We start from the raw sequence: 26,342 nt of genomic DNA, 5'->3' as shown, positions 1-26,342 counted from the left end.
GGCAGGTGGCACCGACAACCGGCGGTCAGGGCGGTCCACCGGCGGGCCGCGGATCCCGGACGGGACCCCGCCGATGGCAGAAAAGGTGGGAAACTCGTCATTGCGGCCATGACCGGGGCGGCGAAGACTGGGAGTCATGCCGCAGCGCACGCTCCTCTTCGTCCTCTTCGACGGCGTCCAGAGCCTCGACGTCACCGGCCCGATGGAGGTGTTCGCCGGCGCCGAGAACCACACGCCGGGGTCGTACCGGATCCGCACCGCCTCCCTCGACGGCGGTCCGGTGCGTACGTCCAGTGGCCTGACCCTCGTCCCCGACGGGGCGCTCACCACGGCGTCCGACCCGCACACCCTGGTGGTCCCCGGCGGCGCGGGCACCCGCGCGCCCGACCCGCGGCTGATCGACTGGCTGCGCGCCCACGGCCCGCGCGCCCGGCGCCTGGTCTCCGTGTGCACCGGCGCGATCCTGCTCGCCGCGGCCGGACTCCTCGACGGCCGCCGGGCGACGACCCACTGGGCCCACTGCGACAAGCTCGCCCGGGACCACCCGGCGGTCACCGTGGAACCGGAGCCCATCTACGTCCGGGACGCAGAGGTCGCCACCTCGGCGGGGGTGACCTCCGGCATCGATCTCGCGCTGGCCCTCGTCGAGGAGGACCTGGACCGGGACGTCGCCCTCGACATCGCCCGGCACCTGGTGGTCTTCCTGCGCCGGCCCGGCAACCAGGCGCAGTTCAGCGCCCAGTTGGCGGCCCAGACGGCGCAGCGCGCGCCGCTGCGGGAGGTCCAGCGGTGGATCACCGAGCACCCGGCCGGCGACCTGACGGTCGACTCGCTCGCCGCGCGGGCCCGGCTCTCGCCGCGCCACTTCGCGCGCGCGTTCCGCGAGGAGACGGGCATGACCCCCGGCCGCTACGTCGACCGCGTCCGCCTGGAACACGCCCGCCGCCTGCTGGAGGACACCACCGACGGCATCGAGGAGATCGCCCGCGCCGGCGGCTACGGCACCCCCGAGGCCATGCGCCGGGCCTTCCTGCGCGCCCTCGGCACACCCCCCGCGGAGTACCGCAGGCGCTTCCACCCGGCCCCGGCCCGCTGACCGCCCGGAACACCCACCGAAGGACATCACCGTGCAGATCGCCCTGGTCGTCTACGACCGCTTCACCGCCCTGGACGTCGTCGGACACTACGAGATCCTCAGCCGGCTGCCGGACGCACAGCTCGCCTTCGTCGCCGAGCGGCCCGGCCCTGTCCGCACCGACACCGGGTTCCTCGCCGTCACCGCCGACCGGGCCCTGGACGAGGTGCCGCACCCGGACCTCCTGGTGGTCTCCGGCGGTCCCGGCACCAGGGCCCAGCTGGAGAACCCCGCCCTGCTCGACTGGCTGCGCGCCGCCGACGCGGCGAGCACCTGGACGACCTCGGTCTGCTCGGGCTCGCTGCTGCTCGCCGCCGCGGGACTGCTGCGCGGCCGCCGCGCGACCAGCCACTGGAGCGCCCTGGAGGTGCTGGCGGAGTTCGGCGCCGAACCGACCGGGGAGCGGGTGGTGACCGACGGCAAGTACGTCACCGCCGCCGGGGTGTCCGCCGGAATCGACATGGCCCTCACGCTGACCGGCCGGATCGCGGGCGACGAACACGCCCAGGCCGTCCAGCTGCTGACGGAGTACGACCCCCGGCCGCCGTACGACGCCGGTTCCCCGGACAAGGCGCCCGCGCACCTCGTCGAGGAGCTCCGCACGGGCGGCCGGTTCAGCCTGACGTAGCCGCGCTCCAGGTGAAACGGGGCGGGCGGCGCTCCAGGAACGCGGCGACCCCCTCCGCGCTGTCGGGGTTGCCGCGCGCCTGCCCGGCCCAGTGGCCGTCCCGGTCCGTCCGGCCGTCGGCGAACTCCTTCGCGGCGGCCTGCGTCAGCTGCGAGCGGGAGACCAGGATCCCGGTCAACTCCGCCACCCGCTTGTCCAGTTCGCCGTCCGGCAGCACCTCGTCCACGAGCCCGGTGGCGAGCGCCCGCCCGGCGTCGATCAACTCGGCCGTGTACAGCAGGTACTTGGCGGTGCCCGGGCCGACGAGCGAGACCAGCCTGCGGGTCGAGGAGGCTGGGTAGACGATGCCGAGCCGCGCCGGGGTCACCCCGAACAGCGCGCTCCGCTCCGCCAGCCGCAGATCGCAGGCCGCCGCGAGCTGCGCCCCGCCGCCCACACAGTGCCCGCGCACCGCGGCCACGGCCGGCTTCGGAAACGCCGCGAGCGCCTCCTCGGCCGCCACGGCGAGCGTCTGCGCCTCCTGCGGCGAGCCCCGCAGCGTGCTGATGTCCGCGCCCGCGCAGAAGGTCCCGCCCTCCCCGGTCAGCACCAGCGCCCGCACCCCCGGATCCCGCGCGAGGGCGTCCAGCAGCGGGGGCAGCGCCCGCCACATCGCGGCGGTCATGGCGTTGCGCTTGGCCGGGTGACGGATGACGACGGTGGCGACGGCGCCTTCGACGTGGTGCGACAGCTGGGGCTCCATGGGCGGGATGCTATGCGCCGGTGCGCGTCACAGCGCACCCCACCCCTGGGGAAAACAGGGAAAAATAAGGAGGGACCTGGGTAAATAGTGTTGCGGGGGTGTGAGGGAGGCTGTGATGGCCGGAGCCAGGAAGCAGAAGGACAGCGCGACGAGCCTGCGCCGTGGTTTCGGCCTGCTCGCGGCGCTCGGTGTGATCCTCGTCCTCGCCGGACTCGTCGGACTCGTCTATACCGCCGCCGCCACCCTGACCTCGATGCTGCTGTTCGGCTGGCTCCTGCTGACCGGCGGGATCGTCGGCCTGGCGCACGCGGTCCAGGCCCGCGGCACCAGCTACTTCTGGCTGGGCGTCATCGTCGCCGCCCTGAACATCGCGGCCGGCGTCGTCGTCATCCGCCTGCCCCACGCCACGGCCGCCGCCCTCACCATGTTCGCCGCCCTGCTGTTCCTGACCGCAGGCATCTTCCGGCTGGCCGGCGGCCTGGTCGTCCGCGGGCCGCAGCTGGGCTGGACGCTGCTCCTCGGCGCCTTCGACCTGCTGCTCGGGATCCTGGTCCTCGGCTCCTGGCCGAGCAGCAGTCAGTACGTGATCGGCACGTTCTTCTCGCTGTCCCTGCTCTTCGACGGCCTCGGTCTCGTTGCCACCGGCTACGGCGGGCGCCGTGTCGTGGGGCTCGTCTCGGGGAAGGGCGGACCCAAACCCGTACAACCCGAATAGTTCGCGAAGCGGCGCCCGGAGGGGCAGGAAACAGTCCCACACATGACCGGGTCATACGCACTCGGTCACAAAGCGCTCGATACCCGCTGACTTGTGTTCAGGTATCCGGCCCGGAGTGGATCGTTACCAACACTCGACGTGTGGTGACAATCGAGCGCGAGGGTGGCGACCGGACGATGGACAACCACGGGCGCGGGGACGTCCCGGGCCCAGCGGGGGGCGCCGAGCGCCCGCCCGATCCACTGCCGTACGAGGGCGTCTGGCGGTTCACCGCTCCGGCCGTGGACGCCTCGGTCCCGCAGGCCCGGCACGCTGTGCAGGACCTGCTGCTGCGCCAGGGCGTACCGGTCTCCGACGAGCTGGAGTACGGCCTGCTGCTGATCGTGTCCGAGCTGGTCACCAACGCGGTCCGGCACGCGGCGCTGCTGTCGCCGATGCTGGCCGTGGAGGTCGCCGTCGGAGCCGAGTGGGTGCGGGTGTCCGTGGAGGACAACCACCCCTACCGGCCGACCGCCCTGGAGGCCGACCACGGCCGGACCGGTGGCCGGGGCCTGCTGCTGGTCCGCGAGGTGGCCCGGGAGGCGGGCGGCGCCGTCGACATGGAGCACACCGCGAGCGGCGGCAAGGTGATCTGGGCCGCCCTGCCGCTCAAGCCCGCGACACTGCCGTAGCGCCGAACCGGCGTGCCGCTCACCGGGCCGCAGGGGTGTTCACCAGCCCGCGGACGGGCCGGTCAGCTCCCTGATCGCCGGGCGGGCGGCGTCCAGCACGGTCATGAACCAGGCCGAGAACGGGTCGCGGGCATGCCGCTCCGCCAGCTCGGCCGCCGTCACGAAAGCGGCCTCGGCGACCTCGTCCGCGTCCGGCGCGAGCGGTGCCTGCACCAGGCCGACGAACAGGTGATTGAACTCCTGCTCCACCAGGCCCGAGGCAGGGTCCGGGTGGTTGTAGCGGACCGTGCCGGCCTCCGCGAGCAGCGAGGGGGACACCCCCAGCTCCTCGAAGGTGCGCCGGGCCGCCGCCGCGAAGGGCGCCTCACCGGGGTACGGGTGGCCGCAGCAGGTGTTGGACCACACGCCGGGGGAGTGGTACTTGCCGAACGCCCGCTGCTGGAGCAGCAGCCTGCCCTGCTCGTCGAAGAGGAAGACCGAGAACGCGCGGTGCAGCTGCCCGGGGGGCTGGTGGGCGGCGAGCTTCTCCGCCGTGCCGATCGTCACACCCTTCTCGTCGACCAGTTCCAGCAAAATCTGCTCTGCGGTGCCCGTCGACGAGCTGTGCGTCGCGGTGGCAGGTGTGATCGGCATACCCATCCTTCGCCTCGTTCTTCGCACCCCAAGTCTGCCGTACGAATCCGGCACTCCCGGCACTTCCCCGCACGTCCGCGCGCGGCGCCGTACCGGGACGGGGACCCGGTAGATCATCGTGCCCGGCAGGCCGCGCCCGGAACCGCCCGCCAGGGCGAACGCCCGTACTGATGTTCAGTGGCACAGGCGTGCCTCGTGCTCCGCGTGCCCGCCGCACATCGCGAGCAGCGCGTGGCCCCACGGGTGGGGGGACAGGGCAACGCGGTACGTCAGCCGCCGTGGTGGAGCTGCCAGCCCTGCCAGGCCGAGGCGACCATCTCCCGTACGTCGCGCCGGGCCCGCCAGTCCAGTTCACGTGCGGCGCGCTCGGCGGAGGCGACCGCGCGGGGCGCGTCGCCCGGGCGGCGCGCTTCGGTCACCGGCGCGCGGCGGTCCCCGGTGACCTCGCCGACGACCGTGATCAGCTCGCGCACCGAGACGCCCTCGCCGCGCCCGATGTTCAGCGTCAGGTCGCCCGCCGCGCCCTCCCCGCGGAGCCGGCGTGCCGCCGCCAGGTGGGCCTCGGCCAGATCGGCCACGTGGATGTAGTCCCGCACGCAGGTGCCGTCCGGCGTCGGATAGTCGTCGCCGAAGATCCGCGGGGCCTCGTCGCGGGTGAGCCGGTCGAAGACCATCGGGACGATGTTGAACACGCCCGTGTCCGCCAGTTCCGGCGCCGCGGCGCCCGCCACGTTGAAGTACCGCAGGCACACCGTGGAGATGCCGTACGCCGCTCCCGCCGCCCGCACCAGCCACTCCCCGGCCAGCTTGGTCTCACCGTAGGGGTTCACCGGGGCGCAGGGCGTGTCCTCGGTGATCAGGTCCACGTCCGGGTTGCCGTACACGGCCGCCGAGGAGGAGAACAGCAGCCGCCGGATGCCGGCCCGGGCGACCGCGTCCAGCAGCGTGCCGAGGCCGCCCACGTTCTCCCGGTAGTAGCGGGTCGGCTCGGCCACCGACTCCGCGACCTGCTTGCGCGCCGCGAGATGGACGACGCCCGTGACGTCGTACTCCCGCAGGACCCGGGTCAGCCGGTCCCCGTCCAGCGTCGAGCCCTCGACGAGCGGGACGTCGGCGGGCAGCCGCGCCGGCACCGCGGCCGACAGGTCGTCCAACGCCACGACACGCTCCCCGGCGCCCGTCATGGCCCGCGCCACATGCGCTCCGATGTATCCGGCTCCGCCGGTGATCAGCCACGTCATGGTCGCCCAGCCTAGGCCGATCGCCCGGGTGTCTCCTTTGCCAGGGCTTACCCGGGTCTGCGCCGCCGGGTTTGTGGGCGCGGCCCCGTTTCCCCGATGATGATCGCGGCAAAGGCCGGGGCGGTCACCGTGGACCGGGCTGTGAACGGCCGGTGAACTCAGGTCCGGAACCGTCCGATACCCTCTGCCGACACCCGGGTGCCGCAGGCAGGCGCCCCACCATGCAAGCGACCGGCGCCCGCGCGCCGACACCCAGGGAGTGAGTTCGGTTGTCGACCGCCATCGTCACCGGTCAGCCGGTCCCCGGATCGTCACTGGAGGACGATCTGCGGTCCCTCGGTTTCGACGTCCTGGTGGCAGTGGGCGCCGCGGAGGCCGAGACCGCGCTCGCCGCGGCTCCGGTCGCCGAGCGCGTGGCCCTGGTCGACGCCCGCTTCGTCGGCCACCCGCACGCACTGCGCCTCGGCCTCACCGACCCGCGCTTCCCGCTCGCCGCGGTCCCCGGCGCCGTCGCCGCCGGACCGGCCGCCCGGCAGGCGCTGACCCGGGCCGTGGCCCGCGAGACCTCCGCGGGCGGCGGCGGTACGGCCCTCGCCGTCGGCAGCCTCGCCGACCGCATCGTCACCGCCCTCGACGCCGACGGCAGCGAGGTGTACCGGCCCGAACTGGGCAGCCTGGTCGCCGCGGTCCCCGCCGACCCGCAGGCGCGCAACGAGGCGCGGCAGGCCGTCGCCGCCGTGGACGACGAGGCCGTACGCCTGAAGTCGGCCGTGAAGTCCCGTGACGGCTTCTTCACCACGTTCTTCATCAGCCCCTACTCGCGCTACCTCGCCCGCTGGTGCGCCCGCCGGGGCCTGACCCCGAACCAGGTCACCACGGCCTCGCTGCTCACCGCCCTGATCGCGGCCGGCTGCGCGGCGACGGGCACGCGCGCGGGGTTCGTCGCCGCCGGCGTGCTGCTGATCGCGTCCTTCGTGCTCGACTGCACCGACGGCCAGCTCGCCCGCTACGCCCTGAAGTACTCCACGCTCGGCGCCTGGCTCGACGCCACCTTCGACCGGGCCAAGGAGTACGCCTACTACGCCGGTCTCGCCCTCGGTGCGGCCCGGGGCGGTGATGACGTGTGGGCCCTCGCGCTCGGCGCGATGATCCTGCAGACCTGCCGGCACGTGGTCGACTTCTCCTTCAACGAGGCCAACCACGACGCCACCGCCAACACCAGCCCCACCGCCGCCCTCTCCGACAGGCTCGACAGCGTCGGCTGGACGGTCTGGCTGCGGCGGATGATAGTGCTGCCGATAGGTGAGCGCTGGGCGATGATCGCCCTCCTCACCGCGGCCACCACCCCCCGGATCACCTTCTGCGTCCTGCTCGTCGGCTGCGCCCTCGCGGCGGCGTACACCACGGCCGGCCGCGTGCTGCGCTCCCTGACCCGCAGGGCGCGGCGCACCGACCGGGCCGCCCGGGCGCTCGCGGACCTCGCCGACTCCGGCCCGCTCGGTGAGGCCGTACGGCGTGCGGCCAAGGGGGGCCTGCCCGGCCTCGCCGTGCCGGCCGTCGCCTTCCTCGGCGGTGCCGCGGTCGTCACCTGCTGCGCCCTCACCGCGAACGGCTCGCCGCTGCCCGTGATCGGTGCCCTGCTCTACGTCCTGACCTCGGCACTCGCCGTGGCCCGCCCCCTCAAGGGCGCCCTCGACTGGCTGGTCCCGCCCTTCTTCCGGGCCGCCGAGTACGGCACCGTCCTGGCCCTCGCGGGCAAGGCGGGGGTGAACGGAGCGCTTCCTGCGGCTTTCGGGCTGGTGGCCGCCGTCGCCTACCATCACTACGACACGGTGTACCGCATCCGCGGCAACGCCGGAGCACCCCCGGCCTGGCTGACGCGCGTCATCGGGGGGCACGAGGGGCGGACGCTGCTCGTCGCCGTCCTGGCCGTGGTGCTCACCGCTTCGCAGTTCACGGTCGCGCTCACGGTCCTCGCCGTGTCCGTCGCCCTCGTGGTGCTCGCCGAGAGCATCCGCTTCTGGGTGTCGTCTCATCTCGGAGGCGCACCCGCCGTACACGATGAAGGAGAACCCGCATGATCGGCCTCGTGCTGGCGGCCGGCGCCGGACGGCGTCTGCGCCCCTACACCGACACCCTGCCCAAGGCGCTGGTGCCGGTGGGGCCGGCAGGTAGGGAGGACTCGATCACGGTGCTCGACCTCACCCTCGGCAACTTCGCGGAGATCGGTCTGACCGAGGTCGCGGTCATCGTCGGCTACCGCAAGGAGGCCGTGTACGAGCGCAAGGCGGCGCTGGAGGCGAAGTACGGCCTCACGCTGACCCTGATCGACAACGACAAGGCCGAGGAGTGGAACAACGCCTACTCCCTGTGGTGCGGCCGTGACGCCCTCAAGGACGGCGTGATCCTCGCCAACGGCGACACCGTGCACCCGGTCTCCGTCGAGAAGACCCTGCTCGCCGCGCGCGGCGACGGCAAGAAGATCATCCTCGCCCTCGACACCGTGAAGTCCCTCGCGGACGAGGAGATGAAGGTCGTCGTCGACGCCGAGAAGGGCATGACGCGGATCACCAAGCTGATGGATCCCGCCGAGGCCACCGGCGAGTACATCGGCGTCACCCTGATCGAGGGCGACGCGGCCCCCGACCTGGCCGACGCGCTGAAGACGGTCTGGGAGACCGACCCGCAGCAGTTCTACGAGCACGGCTACCAGGAGCTGGTCGACCGCGGCTTCCGCATCGACGTGGCGCCGATCGGCGACGTCCCGTGGGTCGAGATCGACAACCACGACGACCTGGCCAAGGGGCGGGAGATCGCGTGCCGCTACTGACCCGGCTGATCCCCTCGCCGGTCGTCGTGGACATCCGCCCGGGTGCCCTGGACGACCTGGCCGGAGTTCTCGCCGACGAGCGCATCGCACAGTCCGGCCGGCTCGCCGTCGCCGTCAGCGGCGGCTCCGGCGCCCGGCTGCGCGAGCGCCTCGGCCCCTCGCTGCCCGGCGCCGCCTGGTTCGAGGTGGGCGGCGGCACCCTGGACGACGCGATCCGGCTGGCCGGCGACATGAAGTCCGGCCACTACGACGCTGTCGTCGGGCTCGGCGGCGGCAAGATCATCGACTGCGCCAAGTTCGCCGCGGCCCGCGTCGGCCTGCCCCTGGTCGCCGTGCCGACGAACCTCGCGCACGACGGTCTGTGCTCGCCGGTCGCGACGCTGGACAACGACGCGGGGCGCGGCTCCTACGGGGTGCCGAACCCGATCGCGGTCGTCATCGACCTGGACGTGATCCGCGAGGCCCCGGCCCGCTTCGTCCGGGCCGGTATCGGGGATGCGATCTCCAACATCAACGCGGTCGCCGACTGGGAGCTGTCGAACCGGGTCAACGGCGAGAAGATCGACGGTCTGGCCGCCGCCATGGCCCGCCAGGCCGGCGAGGCGGTGCTGCGCCACCCCGGCGGCATCGGCGACAACGACTTCCTCCAGGTGCTCGCCGAGGCGCTCGTCCTCAGCGGTATCTCGATGTCGATCTCCGGTGACTCCCGCCCGTCCTCCGGCTCCTGCCACGAGATCAACCACGCCTTCGACCTGCTGTTCCCCAAGCGGGCGGCCGCCCACGGCGAACAGTGCGGATTCGGCGCGGCCTTCGCGACGTATCTGCGCGGGGCCCACGAGGAGGCGGCGCACACGGCCGCGGTGCTGCGCCGGCACGGGCTTCCGGTGCTGCCGGAGGAGTTCGGCTTCACCGTGGACGAGTTCGTCCGCGTCGTGGAGTTCGCTCCCGAGACCAGGCCCGGCCGCTACACGATCCTCGAACACCTCGCACTCAAGCCGAACCAGATCAAGGACATCTACGCCGACTATGTCAAGGCCATCGGTAGCTGAACTCCGTCCGGTCGTCCACCCCGCCGGGGTGAAGGACCGGCGCAGTGGTGAGCATTGGATGGGACGCCTCTACATGCGTGAGGTGTCCCTGCGGGTCGACCGCTACCTGGTCGGCACCAGGGTCACGCCCAACCAGCTCACGTACCTGATGACCGTCTTCGGCGTGCTCGCGGCCCCGGCACTCCTGGTGCCGGGGATCTGGGGCGCCGTGCTCGGTGTGGTCTGTGTCCAGATGTACCTGCTGCTGGACTGCGTCGACGGCGAGATCGCGCGCTGGAAGAAGCAGTACTCGCTCAGCGGCGTGTACCTGGACCGGGTCGGCGCCTACCTGACCGACGCCGCCGTGCTCGTCGGCTTCGGCCTGCGCGCCGCCGACCTGTGGGGCGGCGGCCGTATCGACTGGCTGTGGGCCTTCCTCGGCACGCTCGCCGCGCTCGGCGCCATCCTGATCAAGGCCGAGACGGACCTCGTCGGTGTCGCCCGCCACCAGGCCGGCAAGCCGCCGGTCCAGGAGGCCGCCGCCGAGATGCGCTCCTCCGGCATGGCGCTGGCCCGCCGGGCCGCCGCCGCGTTCAAGTTCCACCGGCTGATCCTCGGCATCGAGGCGTCCCTGCTGATCCTGGTGCTGGCGGTGGTCGACCAGGCGCGCGGCGACCTCTTCTTCTCCCGGCTGGGTGTCGCGGTGCTGGCCGGCGTCGCCCTGCTGCAGACCCTGCTGCACCTGGTGTCCATCCTCGCCTCCAGCAGGCTGAAGTGAGTGCCGTGAAGGTCGGCGCCGTCATCATCACGATGGGCAACCGGCCCGAGGAGCTGCGGGCTCTCATCGACTCGGTCGCCAAGCAGGACGGCGACCCGGTCGAGGTGGTCGTCGTCGGCAACGGCTCGCCCGTCCCGGACGTCACGGAGTTCCCGTCGGTCGTGCGGACGATCGAGCTGCCCGAGAACCTGGGCATCCCGGGCGGCCGCAACGTCGGCATAGAGGCTTTCGGGCCGAGCGGCCGGAACGTCGACATACTGCTGTTCCTCGACGACGACGGCCTGCTCGCCCGGCACGACACCGCCCAGCTGTGCCGTGAGGCGTTCGAGGCCGACCCGAGGCTCGGCATCATCAGCTTCCGCATCGCCGACCCCGAGACCGGCGAGACCCAGCGCCGCCACGTGCCCCGGCTGCGCGCCTCCGACCCGATGCGCTCCTCGCGCGTCACCACCTTCCTCGGCGGCGCCAACGCCGTGCGCACCCGCGTCTTCGCGGAGGCCGGGACGCTGCCGGACGCGTTCTTCTACGCGCACGAGGAGACCGACCTGGCCTGGCGGGCCCTGGACGCCGGCTGGATGATCGACTACCGGTCGGACATGGTCCTGTACCACCCGACGACGGCTCCCTCGCGGCACGCGGTCTACCACCGCATGGTCGCCCGCAACCGCGTCTGGCTGGCCCGCCGCAACCTGCCGCTGCCCCTCGTCCCCGTCTACCTCGGCGTCTGGCTGCTGCTCACGCTGCTGCGGCGGCCGTCCGGGCCGGCCCTGAAGGCCTGGTTCGGCGGATTCAAGGAGGGCTGGACGACCCCGTGCGGTCCGCGCCGCCCCATGCGCTGGCGCACGGTGTGGCGGCTGACCCGGCTGGGCCGGCCTCCGGTGATCTGAGAAGCTTGCTCTTACCTGAAGAGAGCAAGCTTCTTACCAAGAGATTCCGGATTCCCACTCGTGAGTCACACAACCCAAGACGGCGGTGTCGCGGTGAGCGCGATACCGTCGCCCGACGAGGGACCGACGGCCGCGCAGCTCGCCGCCGCGTACGGGCTCGCCGTCAGCGGCGCCCGTCCCTCGCTCGCCGAGTACGTCCGTCAGCTGTGGGGCAGGCGCCACTTCATCCTCGCCTTCTCGCAGGCCAAGCTGACGGCCCAGTACAGCCAGGCCAAGCTCGGCCAGCTCTGGCAGGTGGCGACCCCGCTGCTCAACGCGGGCGTGTACTACTTCATCTTCGGTGTCATCCTGCACGCGAGCCGCGGCCTGTCCCAGGACGTCTACATCCCGTTCCTGGTCACGGGCGTGTTCGTGTTCACCTTCACGCAGAGCTCGATCATGTCGGGTGTCCGGGCGATCTCCGGCAATCTGGGCCTGGTGCGCGCCCTGCACTTCCCGCGCGCCTCGCTGCCCATCTCCTTCTCGCTCCAGCAGCTCCAGCAGCTGCTCTTCTCGATGATCGTGATGTTCGTCGTGGCGATCGGGTTCGGCAGCTATCCGAGCCTGTCCTGGCTGCTGATCGTGCCGGTCCTGGTGCTCCAGTTCCTGTTCAACACCGGGCTCGCGCTGATCGTGGCCCGCCTGGGCGCCAAGACGCCGGACCTCGCCCAGCTGATGCCGTTCATCCTGCGCACCTGGATGTACACCTCCGGTGTGATGTTCTCCATCAGCAAGATGATGGAGGGCCGCTCGGAGCTCGCCGTCCGGCTGCTCCAGGTCAACCCGGCCGCGGTCTACATGGACCTCATGCGCTACGCCCTCATCGACGGCTACGGCGCGTCGAACCTGCCCCCGCACGTGTGGGCCATCGCGCTGTTCTGGGCCGTGGTCGTCTTCGCCGGAGGCTTCGTGTTCTTCTGGCGGGCGGAGGAGAGGTACGGCCGTGGCTGAGCAGCTGCACGACCCGACCACGGGCGCGCGCAGGCCCACGGTCATCGCGGACGACCTCCACATCGTCTACCGCGTCAACGGCGCCAGGACCGGCAGGGGCAGCGCGACGGCCGCGCTCAGCCGCATCGTGCGGCGGGGCTCCGGCGACGGGGCGCGGGGTGTGCGCACGGTCCACGCCGTGCGCGGGGTCTCCTTCGTCGCCCACCGGGGCGAGGCCATCGGCCTGATCGGCTCCAACGGCTCCGGCAAGTCGACCCTGCTGCGCGCCGTCGCGGGGCTGCTGCCGGCCGAGCGCGGCAAGGTCTACACCGACGGCCAGCCGTCGCTGCTGGGCGTCAACGCGGCCCTGATGAACGACCTCACCGGTGAGCGCAACGTCATCCTGGGCGGTCTCGCCATGGGCATGTCGCGGGAGCAGATCAAGGCGCGCTACCAGGAGATCGTGGACTTCTCCGGGATCAACGAGAAGGGCGACTTCATCACCCTCCCGATGCGGACGTACTCCTCCGGCATGGCCGCCCGGCTGCGGTTCTCCATCGCCGCCGCCAAGGACCACGACGTCCTCATGATCGACGAAGCCCTCGCCACCGGTGACCGGGGGTTCCAGAAGCGCTCCGAGGACCGCATCCGGGAACTGCGCAAGGAGGCCGGAACGGTCTTTCTGGTCAGCCACAACAACAAGTCCATCCGTGACACGTGCGACCGCGTCCTGTGGCTGGAGCGCGGCGAGCTGCGCATGGACGGGCCGACCGACGAGGTGCTGAGGGAGTACGAGAAGTTCACGGGCAAGTAGCCTGTTTTCGGCCAGGGGGTCCGCCGGCATCTGTCCGGTCGGCCCCCGGGTCGCAAAGGAAACGTCAACTCCGGTCTGCGCAAGGAATCTTGACGCCAATCGGTGTGTTGTTGTGATGCGCAGGACACCCCGACGGACCTCGATGCGTTGTACAACGTAAGCTGTACCGGTCCGGAAAGCGGCAAGTGGGGCCATAACGCGCGACATCCCGCGCCAGGGCGACCCCGCGGATCGTCGGGCGGCGTGTCCGAAATAGTGTGTATTGGGTCGGCAGTGTAGAACGGGAGATGTGACGGCAATGGCTACGGAAACTCCCCAGCTCAACGCAGCATGTGCCGTCCCCGCCACGGGCTGCGGGCGATGACGGCCACCGAGACGGCGCCGGACCTGGAACGCGCCACCCTGGACAAGGCCGCGCGCGAGAACTTCCCCGTGGCCCCCTTCTTCCTGCCCCGCGCCTGGCGCGACGACCTCATGGCGGTCTACGGCTTCGCCCGCCTCGTGGACGACATCGGCGACGGCGACCTCGCCCCCGGCGGCGCCGACGCCCGCCTGCTCGGCGTGTCGGCCGCCGAGGCCGAGAACCGCCTGGTCCTGCTCGACGCCTTCGAGGCCGACCTGCGCCGCGTCTTCGACGGCACCCCCGCCCACCCGCTGCTGCGCCGCCTCCAGCCCACCGTCCGCCGCCGCGGCCTGACCCCCGACCCCTTCCTGGGCCTGATCGCCGCCAACCGCCAGGACCAGCTCGTCTCCCGCTACGAGACCTACGACGACCTGCTCGCCTACTGCGAGCTTTCCGCCAACCCCGTCGGCCGCCTCGTGCTCGGCGTGACCGGTACCGAGACGCCCGAGCGGATCCTCCTCTCCGACGCCGTGTGCACCGCCCTCCAGATCGTCGAGCACCTCCAGGACGTCGCCGAGGACCTCGGCCGCGACCGGATCTACCTCCCCGCCGTCGACATGAAGCGCTTCCACGTGCAGGAAGCGGATCTTGGCGCGAAAACGGCAGGCGCATCGGTGCGCGCCCTGGTTGCATACGAAGCACAACGCGCCCGCGATCTGCTGAATGAAGGCGCCCCCCTGGTGGGTAGCGTCCACGGCAGGTTGAAGCTGCTGCTCGCGGGGTTCGTGGCGGGGGGAAGGGCGGCGATCCGGGCGATCGCCGCCGCCGAATACGACGTACTTCCCGGCCCGCCCAGACCCGGCAAGGTCCAGTTGCTGCGTGAGGCGGGCGTGATCCTGCGAGGAGAGGGGTGATCCGGACCGTGGAGTCTCCGTCGCACGTGTCCGCGCCGGTACTCGCCGCCTACAGCTACTGCGAGGCCGTCACCGGGCAGCAGGCCCGTAACTTCGCGTACGGCATCCGGCTGCTGCCCACGCCCAAGCGCCGCGCCATGTCGGCGCTGTACGCGTTTTCCCGGCGCGTGGACGACATCGGCGACGGCGACCTGCCCGGCGAGACCAAGCTGACCCGCCTGGAGGACACCCGGGCGCTGCTCGCCCGGGTCCATGCCGGCGAGGTCGCCGAGGACGACACCGACCCGGTGGCCGTCGCCCTCGCCCATGCCGCGCGCGCCTTCCCGATCCCGCTCGGCGGCCTGGACGAGCTGATCGACGGCGTCCAGATGGACGTGCGCGGTCAGACGTACGAGACCTGGGACGACCTCAAGGTCTACTGCCGGTGTGTCGCCGGTGCCATCGGCCGGCTCTCGCTCGGCGTGTTCGGCACCGAACCGGGCGCGCGCGGCGCCGAACGCGCCCCCGAGTACGCCGACACCCTCGGCCTCGCGCTCCAGCTCACCAACATCCTGAGAGACGTCCGCGAGGACGCCCAGGGCGGCCGTACCTATCTGCCCGCCGACGACCTGGCCAAGTTCGGCTGCTCGGCCGGGTTCGACGGGCCGACGCCACCGGAGGGCTCCGACTTCGCGGGCCTCGTGCACTTCGAAGTGCGGCGGGCCCGCGCCCTTTTCGCCGAGGGCTACCGGCTGCTCCCCATGCTCGACCGCCGCAGCGGCGCCTGTGTCGCCGCCATGGCCGGCATCTACCGCCGGCTGCTGGACCGCATCGAGCGCGATCCCGAGGCCGTGCTGCGCGGCCGGGTCTCGCTGCCCGGACGTGAGAAGGCCTACGTCGCCGTGCGCGGTCTGTCCGGTCTCGACACCCGGAACGTGACCCGCCATGTCGTGCCCCGGTCCGTCAGGAGGCGCGCCTGATGGACCTCACCGAACCAGCCGAACCAGGGGACGTGCCGCGGCAGGCAACCCTGCACTCCGGCGTGGCGTCCCAGTCTGCGACGGCTGACCGTGCACCGTTCGACCAGCGCCGGACGGCCCGTCACGGCACCCCCTGCGGGGCGCATGTATGGAAGGACGACGCACGATGAGCGACAGCTCGCGCCCCGCACCGGCGCACGCCGGCCGTGCCGTCGTGGTCGGCGGCGGACTCGCGGGCATCACCGCGGCGCTCGCGCTCGCGGACGCGGGTGTCCGCGTCACCCTGCTCGAAGGCAGGCCGAGGCTGGGCGGCCTCGCCTTCTCCTTCCGGCGCGGCGAGCTGACCGTCGACAACGGCCAGCACGTGTACCTGCGCTGCTGCACCGCCTACCGCTGGTTCCTCGACCGGATCGAGGGCACGGCGCTGGCACCGCTGCAGGACCGCCTGGACGTGCCCGTCGTCGACGTCGCCAGGCCCGAGGGCCGACGGCTCGGCAGGCTGCGGCGCGACGCGCTGCCCGTCCCGCTCCATCTGGGACGCAGCCTCGCCACGTATCCGCATCTCTCGCTCGCCGAGCGTGCCGCCGTCGGGCGCGCCGCGCTCGCGCTCAAGGGACTCGACCTCGCCGATCCGACCCTGGACACGCAGGACTTCGGCAGCTGGCTGGCCGCCCGCGGCCAGTCGGCGCGTGCCGTCGAGGCCCTGTGGGACCTGGTCGGGGTCGCCACCCTCAACGCGGTCGCGGGAGACGCCTCGCTGGGGCTCGCCGCGATGGTGTTCAAGACCGGTCTGCTGTCCGACCCGGGCGCGGCCGACATCGGCTGGGCCCATGTCCCGCTGGGCGAACTGCACGACCGGCTGGCCCGCAGGGCGCTCGACTCCGCGGGCGTGCGTACCGAGGTCCGTACACGCGTCACCTCCATCTCCCTCAACGAGAACGGGAGCTGGAGCGTTCAGGTTCCCGGCGAGACGCTTCACACGGACGCCGTCGTCCTCGCCGTACCCCAGCGCGAGGCCCACGACCTGCTGCCCCCCGGCGCCCTCGACGACCCCGGGCGGCTGCTCGGCATCGGCACCGCGCCGATCCTCAACGTGCATGTCGTCTACGACCGCACGGTGCTCGCCCGCCCCTTCTTCGCCGCGCTCGGCACCCCCGTGCAGTGGGTCTTCGACCGCACGGACGCCTCCGGGCTCGACCAGGGGCAGTACCTGGCGCTGTCGCAGTCGGCCGCGCAGGACGAGATCGACCTGCCGGTCGCCGCGCTGCGCGAGCGCTATCTGCCCGAGTTGGAACGGCTGATCCCGGGCACTCGTGGCGCGGTGGTGAAGGACTTCTTCGTGACCCGGGAGCGCACGGCGACGTTCGCTCCCACCCCCGGCGTCGGGCGGCTGCGGCCCGGCGCCCGCACCAAGGCCCCCGGCCTGTACCTGGCCGGAGCGTGGACCGCCACCGGGTGGCCCGCGACCATGGAGAGTGCGGTCCGCAGTGGAGTGAGCGCGGCCGACGCCGCGCTCAGTTCCCTGGGCCGGCCCCGCCCCCGCCGTCTCTTCGCGTTCGAGGAGGCGGCCTGATGCTCGGTGAGCGCGCGGCAGGTCCCCGCACCCCCGGTACCGCAACAAGAGGAGAGACTGTGCCCACTGTGCCCCCGGCCTCGACACCCGCTCGGAGGACCGCGGTGGACGTGACCGCGCTGCTGGAGCGCGGCCGTACCCTGGCCACACCGGTCCTGCGGACGGCCGTCGACCGGCTGGCGCCGCCCATGGACACCGTCGCCGCCTACCACTTCGGCTGGATCGACGCGGCCGGCAACCCCGCCGACGGCGACGGCGGCAAGGCCGTACGGCCCGCCCTCGCCGTGCTCTCCGCCGAGATCACCGGTGCCGGGCCGGAGGTGGGCGTCCCGGGGGCCGTCGCGGTCGAACTCGTCCACAACTTCTCGCTGCTGCACGACGACCTGATGGACGGCGACGAGCAGCGCCGGCACCGTGACACCGTCTGGAAGGTGCACGGTCCCGCCCAGGCCATCCTGGTCGGCGACGCCCTGTTCGCCCTCGCCAACGAGGTCCTGCTGGAGCTCGGCACCGTCGAGGCGGGCCGTGCCACCCGCCGGCTGACCGCCGCCTCCCGCGCCCTGATCGACGGTCAGGCCCAGGACATCTCCTACGAGCACCGCGACCGCGTCAGCGTCGAGGAGTGCCTGGAGATGGAGGGCAACAAGACCGGCGCGCTGCTCGCCGCGTCCAGCTCCATCGGCGCGGTGCTCGGCGGCGCGGACGACGCCACCGCCGACGCCCTGGAGAAGTACGGCTACCACCTCGGCCTCTCCTTCCAGGCCGTCGACGACCTGCTCGGCATCTGGGGTGACCCGGACGCCACCGGCAAGCAGACCTGGAGCGACCTGCGCCAGCGCAAGAAGTCCCTGCCGGTCGTCGCCGCGCTCGCGGCCGGCGGCGCCGCCTCCGAGAAGCTCGGCGAGATGCTCGCCGCCGATGCCAAGAGCACCGACTTCGAGAACTTCTCCGAGGAGGAGTTCGCGGCCCGTGCCGCCCTGATCGAAGAGGCCGGCGGCCGCGACTGGACGGCCGAGGAAGCGCGCCGCCAGCACACCATCGCCATCGAAGCCCTGGACGCCGTCGAGATGCCCGGCCGGGTCCGGGACGCCTTCGCGGCACTCGCCGACTTCGTCGTCGTACGAAAGAGATGATCATTATCGGCTCGATACAGCTCGCGTAGTCGCCGGCCGGTGTCCCTCGACACAGGACACCGGCCGACGGCGGACCCACAGCAGCACGACTCGCACGACTGCACGAAGGGGAAGCCATGACAGCGACGACCGACGGAAGCACCGGGGCGCCCTCGCCGTCCCCTGCGGCCGCGGCCAGCGACACCACCATCACCACCCCCGAGGCGGCCGGGGTGCACGACGCCGCCGCACGCGCCGCCCGGCGCGCCACCGACTTCCTGCTCGCGGGGCAGGACGCCCAGGGCTGGTGGAAGGGCGACCTGGAGACCAACGTCACCATGGACGCGGAAGACCTGCTCCTGCGTCAGTTCCTGGGCATCCGCGACGAGCGGACCACACAGGCCGCCGCGCTGTTCATCCGCGGCGAGCAGCGTGAGGACGGCACCTGGGCCACCTTCTACGGCGGGCCCGGCGACCTGTCCGCCACCATCGAGGCGTACGTCGCCCTCCGGCTGGCCGGCGACGCGCCCGACGCGCCCCACATGGCGCGGGCCTCCGCCTGGATCCGCGAGCGCGGCGGGATCGCCGCCGCCCGGGTGTTCACCCGCATCTGGCTCGCCCTGTTCGGCTGGTGGAAGTGGGACGACCTGCCCGAACTCCCGCCGGAGCTGCTGTACTTCCCGACCTGGTTCCCGCTCAACATCTACAACTTCGGCTGCTGGGCGCGGCAGACCATCGTGCCGCTCACCGTCGTCTCCGCCAAGCGTCCCGTGCGCCCGGCGCCCTTCGCGCTGGACGAACTGCACACCGACCCGGCGAACCCCAACCCCCCTCAGCCGCTCGCCCCGGTCGCGAGCTGGGACGGGCTCTTCCAGCGGCTCGACAAGGTGGTCCGCGGCTACCGCAGGGTCGCCGTGCGCCGGCTGCGCAGGGCCGCGATGAACAGCGCGGCCCGCTGGATCATCGAGCGGCAGGAGAACGACGGCTGCTGGGGCGGCATCCAGCCCCCCGCCGTGTACTCGGTCATCGCCCTGCACCTGCTCGGCTACGACCTGGACCACCCGGTGCTGCGCGAGGGCATCGCCTCGCTGGACCGTTTCGCCGTGTGGCGCGAGGACGGCGCCCGGATGATCGAGGCCTGCCAGTCCCCGGTGTGGGACACCTGCCTCGCCACCATCGCGCTGGTCGACGCGGGGCTCCCCGTCGACCATCCGCAACTGGTCAAGGCGGCCGACTGGATGCTCGGCGAGGAGATCGTCCGGCCCGGCGACTGGGCCGTACGCCGGCCCGGGCTGCCGCCGGGCGGCTGGGCGTTCGAGTTCCACAACGACAACTACCCGGACATCGACGACACCGCCGAGGTCGCGCTCGCGCTGCGCCGGGTCCGCCACCACGACCCCGAGCGGGTGGACAGGTCCATCGGGCGGGCGGTGCGCTGGAACCTCGGGATGCAGTCGAAGAACGGCGCGTGGGGCGCCTTCGACGTCGACAACACCAGCCCGTTCCCCAACCGGCTGCCGTTCTGCGACTTCGGCGAGGTCATCGACCCGCCGTCGGCCGACGTCACCGCGCACGTGGTGGAGATGCTCGCGGCCGAGGGCCTCGCCCACGACCCGCGCACCCGGCGCGGCATCGACTGGCTGCTCGCCGAACAGGAGGCGAACGGCTCGTGGTTCGGCCGCTGGGGCGTCAACTACCTCTACGGCACCGGCTCCGTGGTCCCCGCGCTGACCGCGGCCGGACTGCCCGGCTCGCACCCGGCGATCCGGCGGGCCGTGACCTGGCTGGAGTCCGTCCAGAACGAGGACGGCGGCTGGGGCGAGGACCTGCGCTCCTACAAGTACGTCAAGGAGTGGAGCGGCCGCGGCGCCTCCACCGCCTCACAGACCGCGTGGGCGCTGATGGCGCTGCTCGCGGCGGGGGAGCGCGACTCCCAGGCCGTCGAGCGGGGCGTGCGGTGGCTGGCCGACACCCAGCGCGAGGACGGCGGTTGGGACGAGCCGTACTTCACCGGCACCGGCTTCCCCTGGGACTTCTCCATCAACTACCACCTGTACCGGCAGGTCTTCCCGCTCACCGCGCTCGGCCGGTACCTGCACGGCGACCCCTTCGAGCGCCGGCTGCTCGCCAGGAAGCCGCTCACCGAGGCGCAGAAACCTCTCGCCGAGGCCAGGGTGAGCTGAGGTGACCACCCAGCCCGCCCCGGCCCCGCTGCTGATCGCCTGCGCGCTCGGCATCGAGCACGTCGCCCTGCGCACCGGTGACAGGAGCGGGGCGGGCGGGCCGTACTCCGTCGTCCGCACGGGCATGGGCCCGAAGGCGGCGGAGCGCTCCGTCCACCGGCAGCTCGCCCTCCCGGCGTTCGCCGACGCGGCCGTGCTGGCCACCGGCTTCTGTGCCGGGCTCGCGCCCGGCATGCACCCCGGTGACCTGGTGGTCGCCGACGAGACCCGGGACGCGCGCGGCGCCGTCGCCTGCGTGGCGACCGAACTGCTGGTCAAGGAACTCGTGCGCCTGCTGCCCGGGCGCACGGTCCACACCGGGCCGCTCACCGGCTCCGACCACGTCGTGCGCGGTCCCGAGCGGTCCCAGCTGCTCGCGACCGGGGCGATCGCGGTCGACATGGAGTCGGCGGCCACGCTCCTCGCCGCCGTCCGCACCGGTGACCGCCCGGTGGCGGCCGTCCGGGTGGTCGTGGACGCCCCCGAACACGAACTCGTCCGGATCGGCACCGTGCGCGGCGGGATATCGGCCTTCCGCGTTCTTCGTTCCGTACTTCCCGCATTTTTCGAATGGCACCGTTCTTTGCTGCTCCCCCGGAGGTGAGCCAGATGGCCATGCCGTTGCGCCAGACCGTCAAGGTCGCTACATACCTGCTCGAACAGAAGCTCAGGAAGCGGGACAAGTTCGCCCTGCTGGTCGAGCTGGAGCCGCTGTTCGCGTGCAACCTCAAGTGCGAGGGCTGCGGCAAGATCCAGCATCCGGCGGGTGTCCTCAAGCAGCGCATGCCCGTCGCCCAGGCCGTGGGCGCGGTGCTGGAGTCCGGTGCGCCGATGGTGTCCATCGCCGGCGGCGAACCGCTGATGCACCCTCAGATCGACGAGATCGTACGGCAGTTGGTGGCGAAGAAGAAGTTCGTGTTCCTGTGCACGAACGCCCTTCTCATGCGCAAGAAGATGGACAAGTTCACGCCCTCGCCGTACTTCGCGTGGGCCGTGCACATCGACGGGCTGCGCGAGCGGCACGACGCCTCGGTGGCGAAGGAGGGCACCTTCGACGAGGCGGTGGAGGCCATCAAGGAGGCCAAGCGGCGCGGCTTCCGGGTGACCACCAACTCGACCTTCTTCAACACCGACACCCCGCAGACCGTCGTCGAGGTGCTCAACTTCCTCAACGACGACCTGAAGGTGGACGAGATGATGCTCTCGCCCGCCTACGCCTACGAGAAGGCGCCCGACCAGGAGCACTTCCTCGGCGTGCAGCAGACCCGCGAGCTGTTCAAGAAGGCCTTCTCGGGCGGCAACCGCAAGAAGTGGCGCCTCAACCAGAGCCCGCTCTTCCTGGACTTCCTGGAGGGCAAGGTCGACTTCCCGTGCACGGCGTGGGCGATCCCGAGCTACTCGCTCTTCGGCTGGCAGAAGCCCTGCTATCTGATGAGCGACGGCTACGTGTCGACGTACCGCGAACTGGTCGAGAAGACCGACTGGGACAAGTACGGCCGCGGCAAGGACCCGCGCTGCGCCAACTGCATGGCCCACTGCGGCTACGAGCCGACCGCCGTGCTCGCCACGATGGGCTCCCTGAAGGAGTCACTGCGGGCCGCGCGCGAGACGATGACGACGAGCGGGAAGCAGGACTGACGTCATGGCCGCCGTTCCCTTGGGCGTTCCCGAGGTGCCGGCCCGGCCCCTCGCGCCGCGGCGCACGTCGCGGCGGATCCAGGTCGGGCCGGTGGCGGTCGGGGGCGGAGCCCCGGTGTCGGTGCAGTCGATGACGACGACCCGTACGTCGGACATCGGCGCCACCCTCCAGCAGATCGCGGAACTCACCGCGTCCGGCTGCCAGATCGTCCGCGTCGCCTGCCCCACGCAGGACGACGCGGACGCCCTCGCCACGATCGCGCGCAAGTCCCGGATCCCGGTGATCGCGGACATCCACTTCCAGCCGAAGTACGTGTTCGCCGCGATCGAGGCCGGCTGCGCCGCGGTCCGGGTGAACCCGGGCAACATCAAGAAGTTCGACGACCAGGTGAAGGAGATCGCGCGGGCCGCCAGGGACCACGGCACGCCGGTCCGGATCGGGGTCAACGCCGGTTCCCTGGACCGGCGGCTGCTCCAGAAGTACGGCAGGGCGACGCCGGAGGCACTGGTCGAGAGCGCGCTGTGGGAGGCCTCGCTCTTCGAGGAGCACGACTTCCGGGACATCAAGATCTCGGTGAAGCACAACGACCCGGTCGTGATGATCGAGGCCTACCGGCAGCTCGCCGAAGAGTGCGACTACCCGCTGCACCTGGGCGTCACGGAGGCGGGCCCGGCGTTCCAGGGCACGGTCAAGTCGGCCGTCGCCTTCGGCGCGCTCCTGTCCCGGGGCATCGGCGACACCATCCGCGTGTCGCTGAGCGCGCCGCCGGTGGAGGAGGTCAGGGTCGGCATCCAGATCCTCCGGTCGCTGGGGCTGCGGGAGCGGCGGCTGGAGATCGTCTCCTGCCCGTCCTGCGGCCGCGCCCAGGTCGATGTGTACAAGCTCGCCGAGGAGGTCACGGCGGGGCTGGACGGCATGGAGGTGCCGCTCCGGGTCGCGGTGATGGGGTGTGTGGTCAACGGTCCGGGCGAGGCCCGTGAGGCCGACCTCGGAGTTGCCTCAGGCAACGGCAAGGGCCAGATCTTCGTCAAGGGCGAGGTCGTCAAGACCGTGCCCGAGTCGAAGATCGTGGAAACCCTCATCGAGGAGGCCATGAAGCTCGCCGAACGGACGAGCCCCGCAGAGCAGTCGAATTGAGGCAAGGCACGGACCGAGAGGGGGCCCAGCGTGACCATTCTGGAGAGCATCCGGGAACCGCGCGACCTGAAGGCGCTGTCCGAGACGGAACTCGGTGAACTGTCCCGGGAAATACGAGAGTTCCTGGTGCAGGCGGTGTCGAGGACGGGAGGTCACCTCGGGCCCAATCTCGGGGTGGTGGAACTGTCCGTCGCGCTCCACCGGGTCTTCGAGTCGCCGGTCGACCGGATCCTGTGGGACACCGGCCACCAGAGCTATGTGCACAAGCTTCTGACAGGCCGTCAGGACTTCTCCAAGCTGCGCGGCAAGGGCGGGCTGTCCGGCTATCCCTCGCGCGAGGAGTCCGAGCACGACGTCATCGAGAACAGCCACGCCTCCACCGCGCTCGGCTGGGCCGACGGCCTGGCCAAGGCCCGCCAGGTGCAGGGGGAGAAGGGCCATGTGGTCGCGGTCATCGGCGACGGCGCGCTGACCGGCGGCATGGCCTGGGAGGCGCTGAACAACATCGCGGCGGCCAAGGACCGGCCGCTGATCATCGTCGTCAACGACAACGAGCGTTCCTACGGCCCCACCATCGGCGGCCTCGCCAACCACCTGGCCACCCTGCGCACGACGGACGGCTACGAGAAGGTGCTGGCCTGGGGCAAGGACGTCCTGCTGCGGACCCCGGTCGTCGGGAGCACGATCTACGAGTCCCTGCACGGCGCGAAGAAGGGCTTCAAGGACGCCTTCGCCCCGCAGGGCATGTTCGAGGACCTGGGCCTGAAGTACGTCGGCCCGATCGACGGCCACGACATCTTGGCCGTCGAGTCGGCGCTGCGGCGTGCGAAACGCTTCCACGGGCCGGTCCTGGTGCACTGCCTCACCGAGAAGGGCCGCGGCTACGAGCCCGCCCTCGCCCACGAGGAGGACCACTTCCACACCGTCGGCGTGATGGACCCGCTCACCTGCGAGCCGCTCTCGCCGTCCGGGGGGCCGTCGTGGACCTCGGTGTTCGGCGACGAGATGGTGCGGATCGGCGAGGAGCGGGACGACGTCGTCGCCATCACCGCGGCCATGCTCCACCCGGTCGGGCTCACCAAGTTCGCCGAGCGCTTTCCCGACCGCGTGTGGGACGTGGGCATCGCCGAGCAGCACGCGGCGGTGTCGGCGGCCGGCCTCGCCACCGGCGGGCTGCATCCGGTCTTCGCCGTCTACGCCACCTTCCTCAACCGCGCCTTCGACCAGCTCCTGATGGACGTCGCCCTGCACCGCTGCGGAGTCACCTTCGTCCTCGACCGGGCCGGTGTCACCGGCGTCGACGGCGCCTCGCACAACGGCATGTGGGACATGTCGGTCCTCCAGGTCGTGCCCGGCCTGAGGATCGCCGCCCCGCGCGACGCCGGACAGCTGCGCGCCCAGCTGCGCGAGGCCGTCGCCGTGGACGACGCGCCCACCCTGGTCCGCTACCCGAAGGAGTCGGTCGGCCCGGACCTTTCGGCGCTCGACCGGATCGGCGGCATGGACGTGCTGCACCGCGCCGAGGACCCCGAGGTGCTGCTCGTCGCCGTCGGAGTGATGGCGCCGGTGTGCCTCCAGGCCGCCGACCTGCTGGAAGCACGCGGGATCAGCTGCACGGTGGTGGACCCCCGGTGGGTCAAACCCGTCGACCCCGCCCTGCCGGGCCTGGCCGCCGGGCACCGGCTGGTGGCCGTCGTGGAGGACAACAGCCGTTCCGCGGGCGTCGGTTCGGCGGTCGCCCTGGCCCTCGGGGACGCCGACGTGGACGTGCCGGTGCGGCGCTTCGGCATCCCGGAGCAGTTCCTCGCGCACGCCAAGCGCGCCGAGGTACTGGCCGACATCGGTCTCACGCCCGTCGAGATCGCCGGGCGGATCAGCGCGAGTCTGGCCGTCGCCGACGCCGCCGGCCCGGCCGGGGAGAAGGCCGAGGAGAAGGAATGAGCACGGAGTTCGACCTCGGTGCCCTGCTCGCCGAGCGCGGCGCCGAACGCTACGAGCTGCACGCGAAGTACCTCAACCCACAGCTGCCGCGCATGCTGCACACCATCGGCTTCGACCGGGTCTACGAACGGGCCGAGGGCGCCCACTTCTACGACGCGGACGGCAACGACTACCTGGACATGCTCGCCGGGTTCGGGGTGATGGGCCTCGGCCGCCACCACCCGGTCGTCCGCAAGGCGCTGCACGACGTCCTCGACCTCGACCTCGCCGACCTCACCCGCTTCGACTGCCAGCCGCTGCCCGGCCTCCTCGCCGAGCGGCTGCTCGGGCACAGCCCGCACCTGGACCGGGTGTTCTTCGGCAACAGCGGCACGGAGGCCGTGGAGACCGCGCTGAAGTTCGCCCGGTACGCCACCGCGAAGCCCCGCGTCCTCTACTGCGACCACGCCTTCCACGGCCTGACCACCGGCTCCCTGTCGGTCAACGGCGAGGGAGGCTTCCGCGACGGCTTCGCCCCGCTGCTGCCCGACACGGCCGTACCGCTCGGCGATCTCGACGCCCTGGCACGGGAGCTGAAGAAGGGCGACGTCGCCGCGCTGATCGTCGAGCCGATCCAGGGCAAGGGCGTGCACGAGGCCCCGGCCGGCTATCTGCGCGCCGCCCAGGACCTGCTGCACCGGCACAAGGCGCTGCTGATCGCCGACGAGGTGCAGACCGGCCTCGGCCGCACCGGCGACTTCTACGCCTACCAGCACGAGGACGGCGTGGAGCCCGACCTGGTGTGCGTCTCCAAGGCCCTGTCCGGCGGGTACGTCCCGGTCAGCGCCACCCTGGGCCGGGACTGGATCTTCAAGAAGGTCTACTCGTCCATGGACCGCGTGCTCGTGCACTCGGCGAGCTTCGGATCCAACGCCCAGGCGATGGCGTGCGGCCTCGCCGTGCTGTCGGTGATGGAGGACGAGCAGATCGTGGCCGGCGTGCGTGCCACCGGCGAGCTGCTGAAGTCCCGGCTGACCGCGCTGATCGAGAAGTACGAGCTGCTCGCCGACGTCCGCGGCCGCGGACTGATGATCGGCATCGAGTTCGGCAGGCCGTCCTCGCTGAAGCTGCGCAGCCGCTGGACCATGCTCCAGGCGGCCCGCAAGGGGCTGTTCGCGCAGATGGTGGTGGTCCCGCTGCTCCAGCGGCACCGGATCCTCACCCAGGTCTCCGGTGACCACCTTGAGGTGATCAAGCTGATCCCGCCGCTGGTCTTCGACGCGGCCGACGTGGACCGGTTCGTGGACGCCTTCACCGCCGTGATGGACGACGCGCACAGCGGCGGCGGCCTGATGTGGGACTTCGGCAAGACCCTGATCAAGCAGGCGGTGGCGGGTCGCTGAGCGTCGTGGTGCCCAGTACAGCGTCACGAGGAAGAGGAAGGGGACGAAG

At 71.8% G+C, this 26,342-nt stretch carries 25 protein-coding genes; 22 read left to right on the top strand and 3 right to left on the bottom strand.

Annotation, left to right across the window (positions count from 1 at the left end; all coding sequences use genetic code 11):
- The first annotated feature begins 136 nt into the window (after positions 1-136).
- Both ACZ4MF_RS11480 and ACZ4MF_RS11475 read left to right on the top strand, forming a co-directional pair.
- On the top strand, positions 137-1,096 hold the full coding sequence (locus ACZ4MF_RS11480) for a GlxA family transcriptional regulator (RefSeq protein WP_467491801.1): 960 nt from the start codon (positions 137-139) through the stop codon (positions 1,094-1,096).
- A 31-nt stretch (positions 1,097-1,127) separates the two neighbouring features.
- Entirely contained in the window at positions 1,128-1,763 is a 636-nt protein-coding gene (locus ACZ4MF_RS11475) for a DJ-1/PfpI family protein (RefSeq protein ID WP_467491800.1), read from the top strand.
- On the opposite strand, the gene ACZ4MF_RS11470 is transcribed toward ACZ4MF_RS11475, so the two are convergent.
- Positions 1,750-2,505, bottom strand: coding sequence for an enoyl-CoA hydratase/isomerase family protein (locus tag ACZ4MF_RS11470; protein ID WP_467491799.1), 756 nt, complete (start codon positions 2,503-2,505; stop codon positions 1,750-1,752). The genes ACZ4MF_RS11475 and ACZ4MF_RS11470 overlap by 14 nt on opposite strands.
- A gap of 115 nt (positions 2,506-2,620) precedes the next feature.
- On the opposite strand from ACZ4MF_RS11470, the gene ACZ4MF_RS11465 reads away from it, so the two are divergent.
- Positions 2,621-3,220: an HdeD family acid-resistance protein gene (locus ACZ4MF_RS11465; protein WP_467491798.1), complete on the top strand. Its 600-nt coding sequence runs from the start codon at positions 2,621-2,623 to the stop codon at positions 3,218-3,220.
- A gap of 176 nt (positions 3,221-3,396) precedes the next feature.
- Entirely contained in the window at positions 3,397-3,891 is a 495-nt protein-coding gene (locus ACZ4MF_RS11460; protein WP_467491963.1) for an ATP-binding protein, read from the top strand.
- A 39-nt stretch (positions 3,892-3,930) separates the two neighbouring features.
- On the opposite strand, the gene idi is transcribed toward ACZ4MF_RS11460, so the two are convergent.
- Together idi and galE are read right to left on the bottom strand one after the other, a co-directional pair.
- Entirely contained in the window at positions 3,931-4,524 is a 594-nt protein-coding gene (idi, locus tag ACZ4MF_RS11455; RefSeq protein WP_467491797.1) for an isopentenyl-diphosphate Delta-isomerase, read from the bottom strand.
- Between the two features lie 269 nt (positions 4,525-4,793).
- Positions 4,794-5,765: a UDP-glucose 4-epimerase GalE gene (gene galE, locus ACZ4MF_RS11450; RefSeq protein ID WP_467491796.1), complete on the bottom strand. Its 972-nt coding sequence runs from the start codon at positions 5,763-5,765 to the stop codon at positions 4,794-4,796.
- 269 nt (positions 5,766-6,034) lie between these two features.
- On the opposite strand from galE, the gene ACZ4MF_RS11445 reads away from it, so the two are divergent.
- The 18 genes from ACZ4MF_RS11445 (at position 6,035) to ACZ4MF_RS11360 (ending at position 26,293) form a co-directional block, all read left to right on the top strand.
- Positions 6,035-7,846, top strand: a complete 1,812-nt coding sequence (locus tag ACZ4MF_RS11445) for a DUF5941 domain-containing protein (protein WP_467491795.1) — start codon at positions 6,035-6,037, stop codon at positions 7,844-7,846.
- Positions 7,843-8,595: a phosphocholine cytidylyltransferase family protein gene (locus tag ACZ4MF_RS11440; protein WP_467491794.1), complete on the top strand. Its 753-nt coding sequence runs from the start codon at positions 7,843-7,845 to the stop codon at positions 8,593-8,595. Before ACZ4MF_RS11445 ends, ACZ4MF_RS11440 begins: the two co-directional genes overlap by 4 nt.
- Positions 8,583-9,644, top strand: a complete 1,062-nt coding sequence (locus ACZ4MF_RS11435) for an iron-containing alcohol dehydrogenase family protein (protein ID WP_356028343.1) — start codon at positions 8,583-8,585, stop codon at positions 9,642-9,644. The genes ACZ4MF_RS11440 and ACZ4MF_RS11435 overlap by 13 nt, the downstream gene beginning before the upstream one ends.
- A complete protein-coding gene (locus ACZ4MF_RS11430; protein WP_467491793.1) occupies positions 9,622-10,401 on the top strand; it encodes a CDP-alcohol phosphatidyltransferase family protein in 780 nt (259 codons plus the stop codon). Before ACZ4MF_RS11435 ends, ACZ4MF_RS11430 begins: the two co-directional genes overlap by 23 nt.
- Positions 10,402-10,433: 32 nt before the next feature.
- Entirely contained in the window at positions 10,434-11,288 is an 855-nt protein-coding gene (locus tag ACZ4MF_RS11425; protein WP_467491962.1) for a glycosyltransferase family 2 protein, read from the top strand.
- Between the two features lie 60 nt (positions 11,289-11,348).
- Positions 11,349-12,278: an ABC transporter permease gene (locus ACZ4MF_RS11420; RefSeq protein ID WP_467491792.1), complete on the top strand. Its 930-nt coding sequence runs from the start codon at positions 11,349-11,351 to the stop codon at positions 12,276-12,278.
- Positions 12,271-13,071 (top strand): ABC transporter ATP-binding protein, encoded by an 801-nt coding sequence (locus ACZ4MF_RS11415; RefSeq protein WP_467491791.1) that lies wholly within the window; start codon positions 12,271-12,273, stop codon positions 13,069-13,071. The genes ACZ4MF_RS11420 and ACZ4MF_RS11415 overlap by 8 nt, the downstream gene beginning before the upstream one ends.
- 360 nt (positions 13,072-13,431) lie before the next feature.
- Positions 13,432-14,328 (top strand): squalene synthase HpnC, encoded by an 897-nt coding sequence (gene hpnC, locus ACZ4MF_RS11410; protein ID WP_467491790.1) that lies wholly within the window; start codon positions 13,432-13,434, stop codon positions 14,326-14,328.
- Complete coding sequence (gene hpnD, locus ACZ4MF_RS11405) at positions 14,325-15,287, top strand: presqualene diphosphate synthase HpnD (protein ID WP_467491789.1); 963 nt, start codon at positions 14,325-14,327, stop codon at positions 15,285-15,287. The genes hpnC and hpnD overlap by 4 nt, the downstream gene beginning before the upstream one ends.
- Entirely contained in the window at positions 15,287-15,457 is a 171-nt protein-coding gene (locus ACZ4MF_RS11400) for a DUF6380 family protein (RefSeq protein WP_467491788.1), read from the top strand. Before hpnD ends, ACZ4MF_RS11400 begins: the two co-directional genes overlap by 1 nt.
- Positions 15,421-16,860, top strand: coding sequence for a hydroxysqualene dehydroxylase HpnE (hpnE, locus tag ACZ4MF_RS11395; protein WP_467491961.1), 1,440 nt, complete (start codon positions 15,421-15,423; stop codon positions 16,858-16,860). Before ACZ4MF_RS11400 ends, hpnE begins: the two co-directional genes overlap by 37 nt.
- 68 nt (positions 16,861-16,928) lie before the next feature.
- Positions 16,929-17,993, top strand: coding sequence for a polyprenyl synthetase family protein (locus ACZ4MF_RS11390; protein WP_467491960.1), 1,065 nt, complete (start codon positions 16,929-16,931; stop codon positions 17,991-17,993).
- Positions 17,994-18,109: 116 nt separating this feature from the next.
- Entirely contained in the window at positions 18,110-20,155 is a 2,046-nt protein-coding gene (shc, locus tag ACZ4MF_RS11385; RefSeq protein WP_467491787.1) for a squalene--hopene cyclase, read from the top strand.
- 1 nt (position 20,156) lies between these two features.
- The gene (locus tag ACZ4MF_RS11380) at positions 20,157-20,798 is read left to right on the top strand and encodes a phosphorylase family protein (protein ID WP_356028372.1); all 642 of its coding nucleotides are present in this window, start codon (positions 20,157-20,159) and stop codon (positions 20,796-20,798) included.
- A gap of 5 nt (positions 20,799-20,803) precedes the next feature.
- Positions 20,804-21,832: an adenosyl-hopene transferase HpnH gene (gene hpnH / locus ACZ4MF_RS11375; protein ID WP_467491786.1), complete on the top strand. Its 1,029-nt coding sequence runs from the start codon at positions 20,804-20,806 to the stop codon at positions 21,830-21,832.
- Between the two features lie 4 nt (positions 21,833-21,836).
- Positions 21,837-22,970: a flavodoxin-dependent (E)-4-hydroxy-3-methylbut-2-enyl-diphosphate synthase gene (ispG, locus tag ACZ4MF_RS11370; protein WP_467491785.1), complete on the top strand. Its 1,134-nt coding sequence runs from the start codon at positions 21,837-21,839 to the stop codon at positions 22,968-22,970.
- 30 nt (positions 22,971-23,000) lie between these two features.
- On the top strand, positions 23,001-24,911 hold the full coding sequence (gene dxs / locus ACZ4MF_RS11365) for a 1-deoxy-D-xylulose-5-phosphate synthase (RefSeq protein WP_467491784.1): 1,911 nt from the start codon (positions 23,001-23,003) through the stop codon (positions 24,909-24,911).
- A complete protein-coding gene (locus tag ACZ4MF_RS11360) occupies positions 24,908-26,293 on the top strand; it encodes an aspartate aminotransferase family protein (protein ID WP_467491783.1) in 1,386 nt (461 codons plus the stop codon). The genes dxs and ACZ4MF_RS11360 overlap by 4 nt, the downstream gene beginning before the upstream one ends.
- Positions 26,294-26,342 lie beyond the last annotated feature (49 nt).

Source organism: Streptomyces sp. NPDC025793 (assembly GCF_055558375.1).
Note: the sequence above shows the minus strand (reverse complement) of the source record. Positions and strands in the feature narration are given on the sequence as shown.

Coding starts and splice junctions, on each gene's coding strand:
- ACZ4MF_RS11480 (WP_467491801.1), top strand. CDS start 137: ATGCCGCAGCGCACGCTCCTCTTCGTCCTCTTCGACGGCGTCCAGAGC.
- galE (WP_467491796.1), bottom strand. CDS start 5,765: ATGACGTGGCTGATCACCGGCGGAGCCGGATACATCGGAGCGCATGTG.
- ACZ4MF_RS11425 (WP_467491962.1), top strand. CDS start 10,434: ATGGGCAACCGGCCCGAGGAGCTGCGGGCTCTCATCGACTCGGTCGCC.
- ACZ4MF_RS11470 (WP_467491799.1), bottom strand. CDS start 2,505: ATGGAGCCCCAGCTGTCGCACCACGTCGAAGGCGCCGTCGCCACCGTC.
- ACZ4MF_RS11400 (WP_467491788.1), top strand. CDS start 15,287: ATGGACCTCACCGAACCAGCCGAACCAGGGGACGTGCCGCGGCAGGCA.
- idi (WP_467491797.1), bottom strand. CDS start 4,524: ATGCCGATCACACCTGCCACCGCGACGCACAGCTCGTCGACGGGCACC.
- ACZ4MF_RS11460 (WP_467491963.1), top strand. CDS start 3,397: ATGGACAACCACGGGCGCGGGGACGTCCCGGGCCCAGCGGGGGGCGCC.
- ACZ4MF_RS11465 (WP_467491798.1), top strand. CDS start 2,621: ATGGCCGGAGCCAGGAAGCAGAAGGACAGCGCGACGAGCCTGCGCCGT.
- shc (WP_467491787.1), top strand. CDS start 18,110: ATGACAGCGACGACCGACGGAAGCACCGGGGCGCCCTCGCCGTCCCCT.
- ACZ4MF_RS11440 (WP_467491794.1), top strand. CDS start 7,843: ATGATCGGCCTCGTGCTGGCGGCCGGCGCCGGACGGCGTCTGCGCCCC.
- ACZ4MF_RS11360 (WP_467491783.1), top strand. CDS start 24,908: ATGAGCACGGAGTTCGACCTCGGTGCCCTGCTCGCCGAGCGCGGCGCC.
- ispG (WP_467491785.1), top strand. CDS start 21,837: ATGGCCGCCGTTCCCTTGGGCGTTCCCGAGGTGCCGGCCCGGCCCCTC.
- hpnC (WP_467491790.1), top strand. CDS start 13,432: ATGACGGCCACCGAGACGGCGCCGGACCTGGAACGCGCCACCCTGGAC.
- hpnH (WP_467491786.1), top strand. CDS start 20,804: ATGGCCATGCCGTTGCGCCAGACCGTCAAGGTCGCTACATACCTGCTC.
- ACZ4MF_RS11430 (WP_467491793.1), top strand. CDS start 9,622: ATGTCAAGGCCATCGGTAGCTGAACTCCGTCCGGTCGTCCACCCCGCC.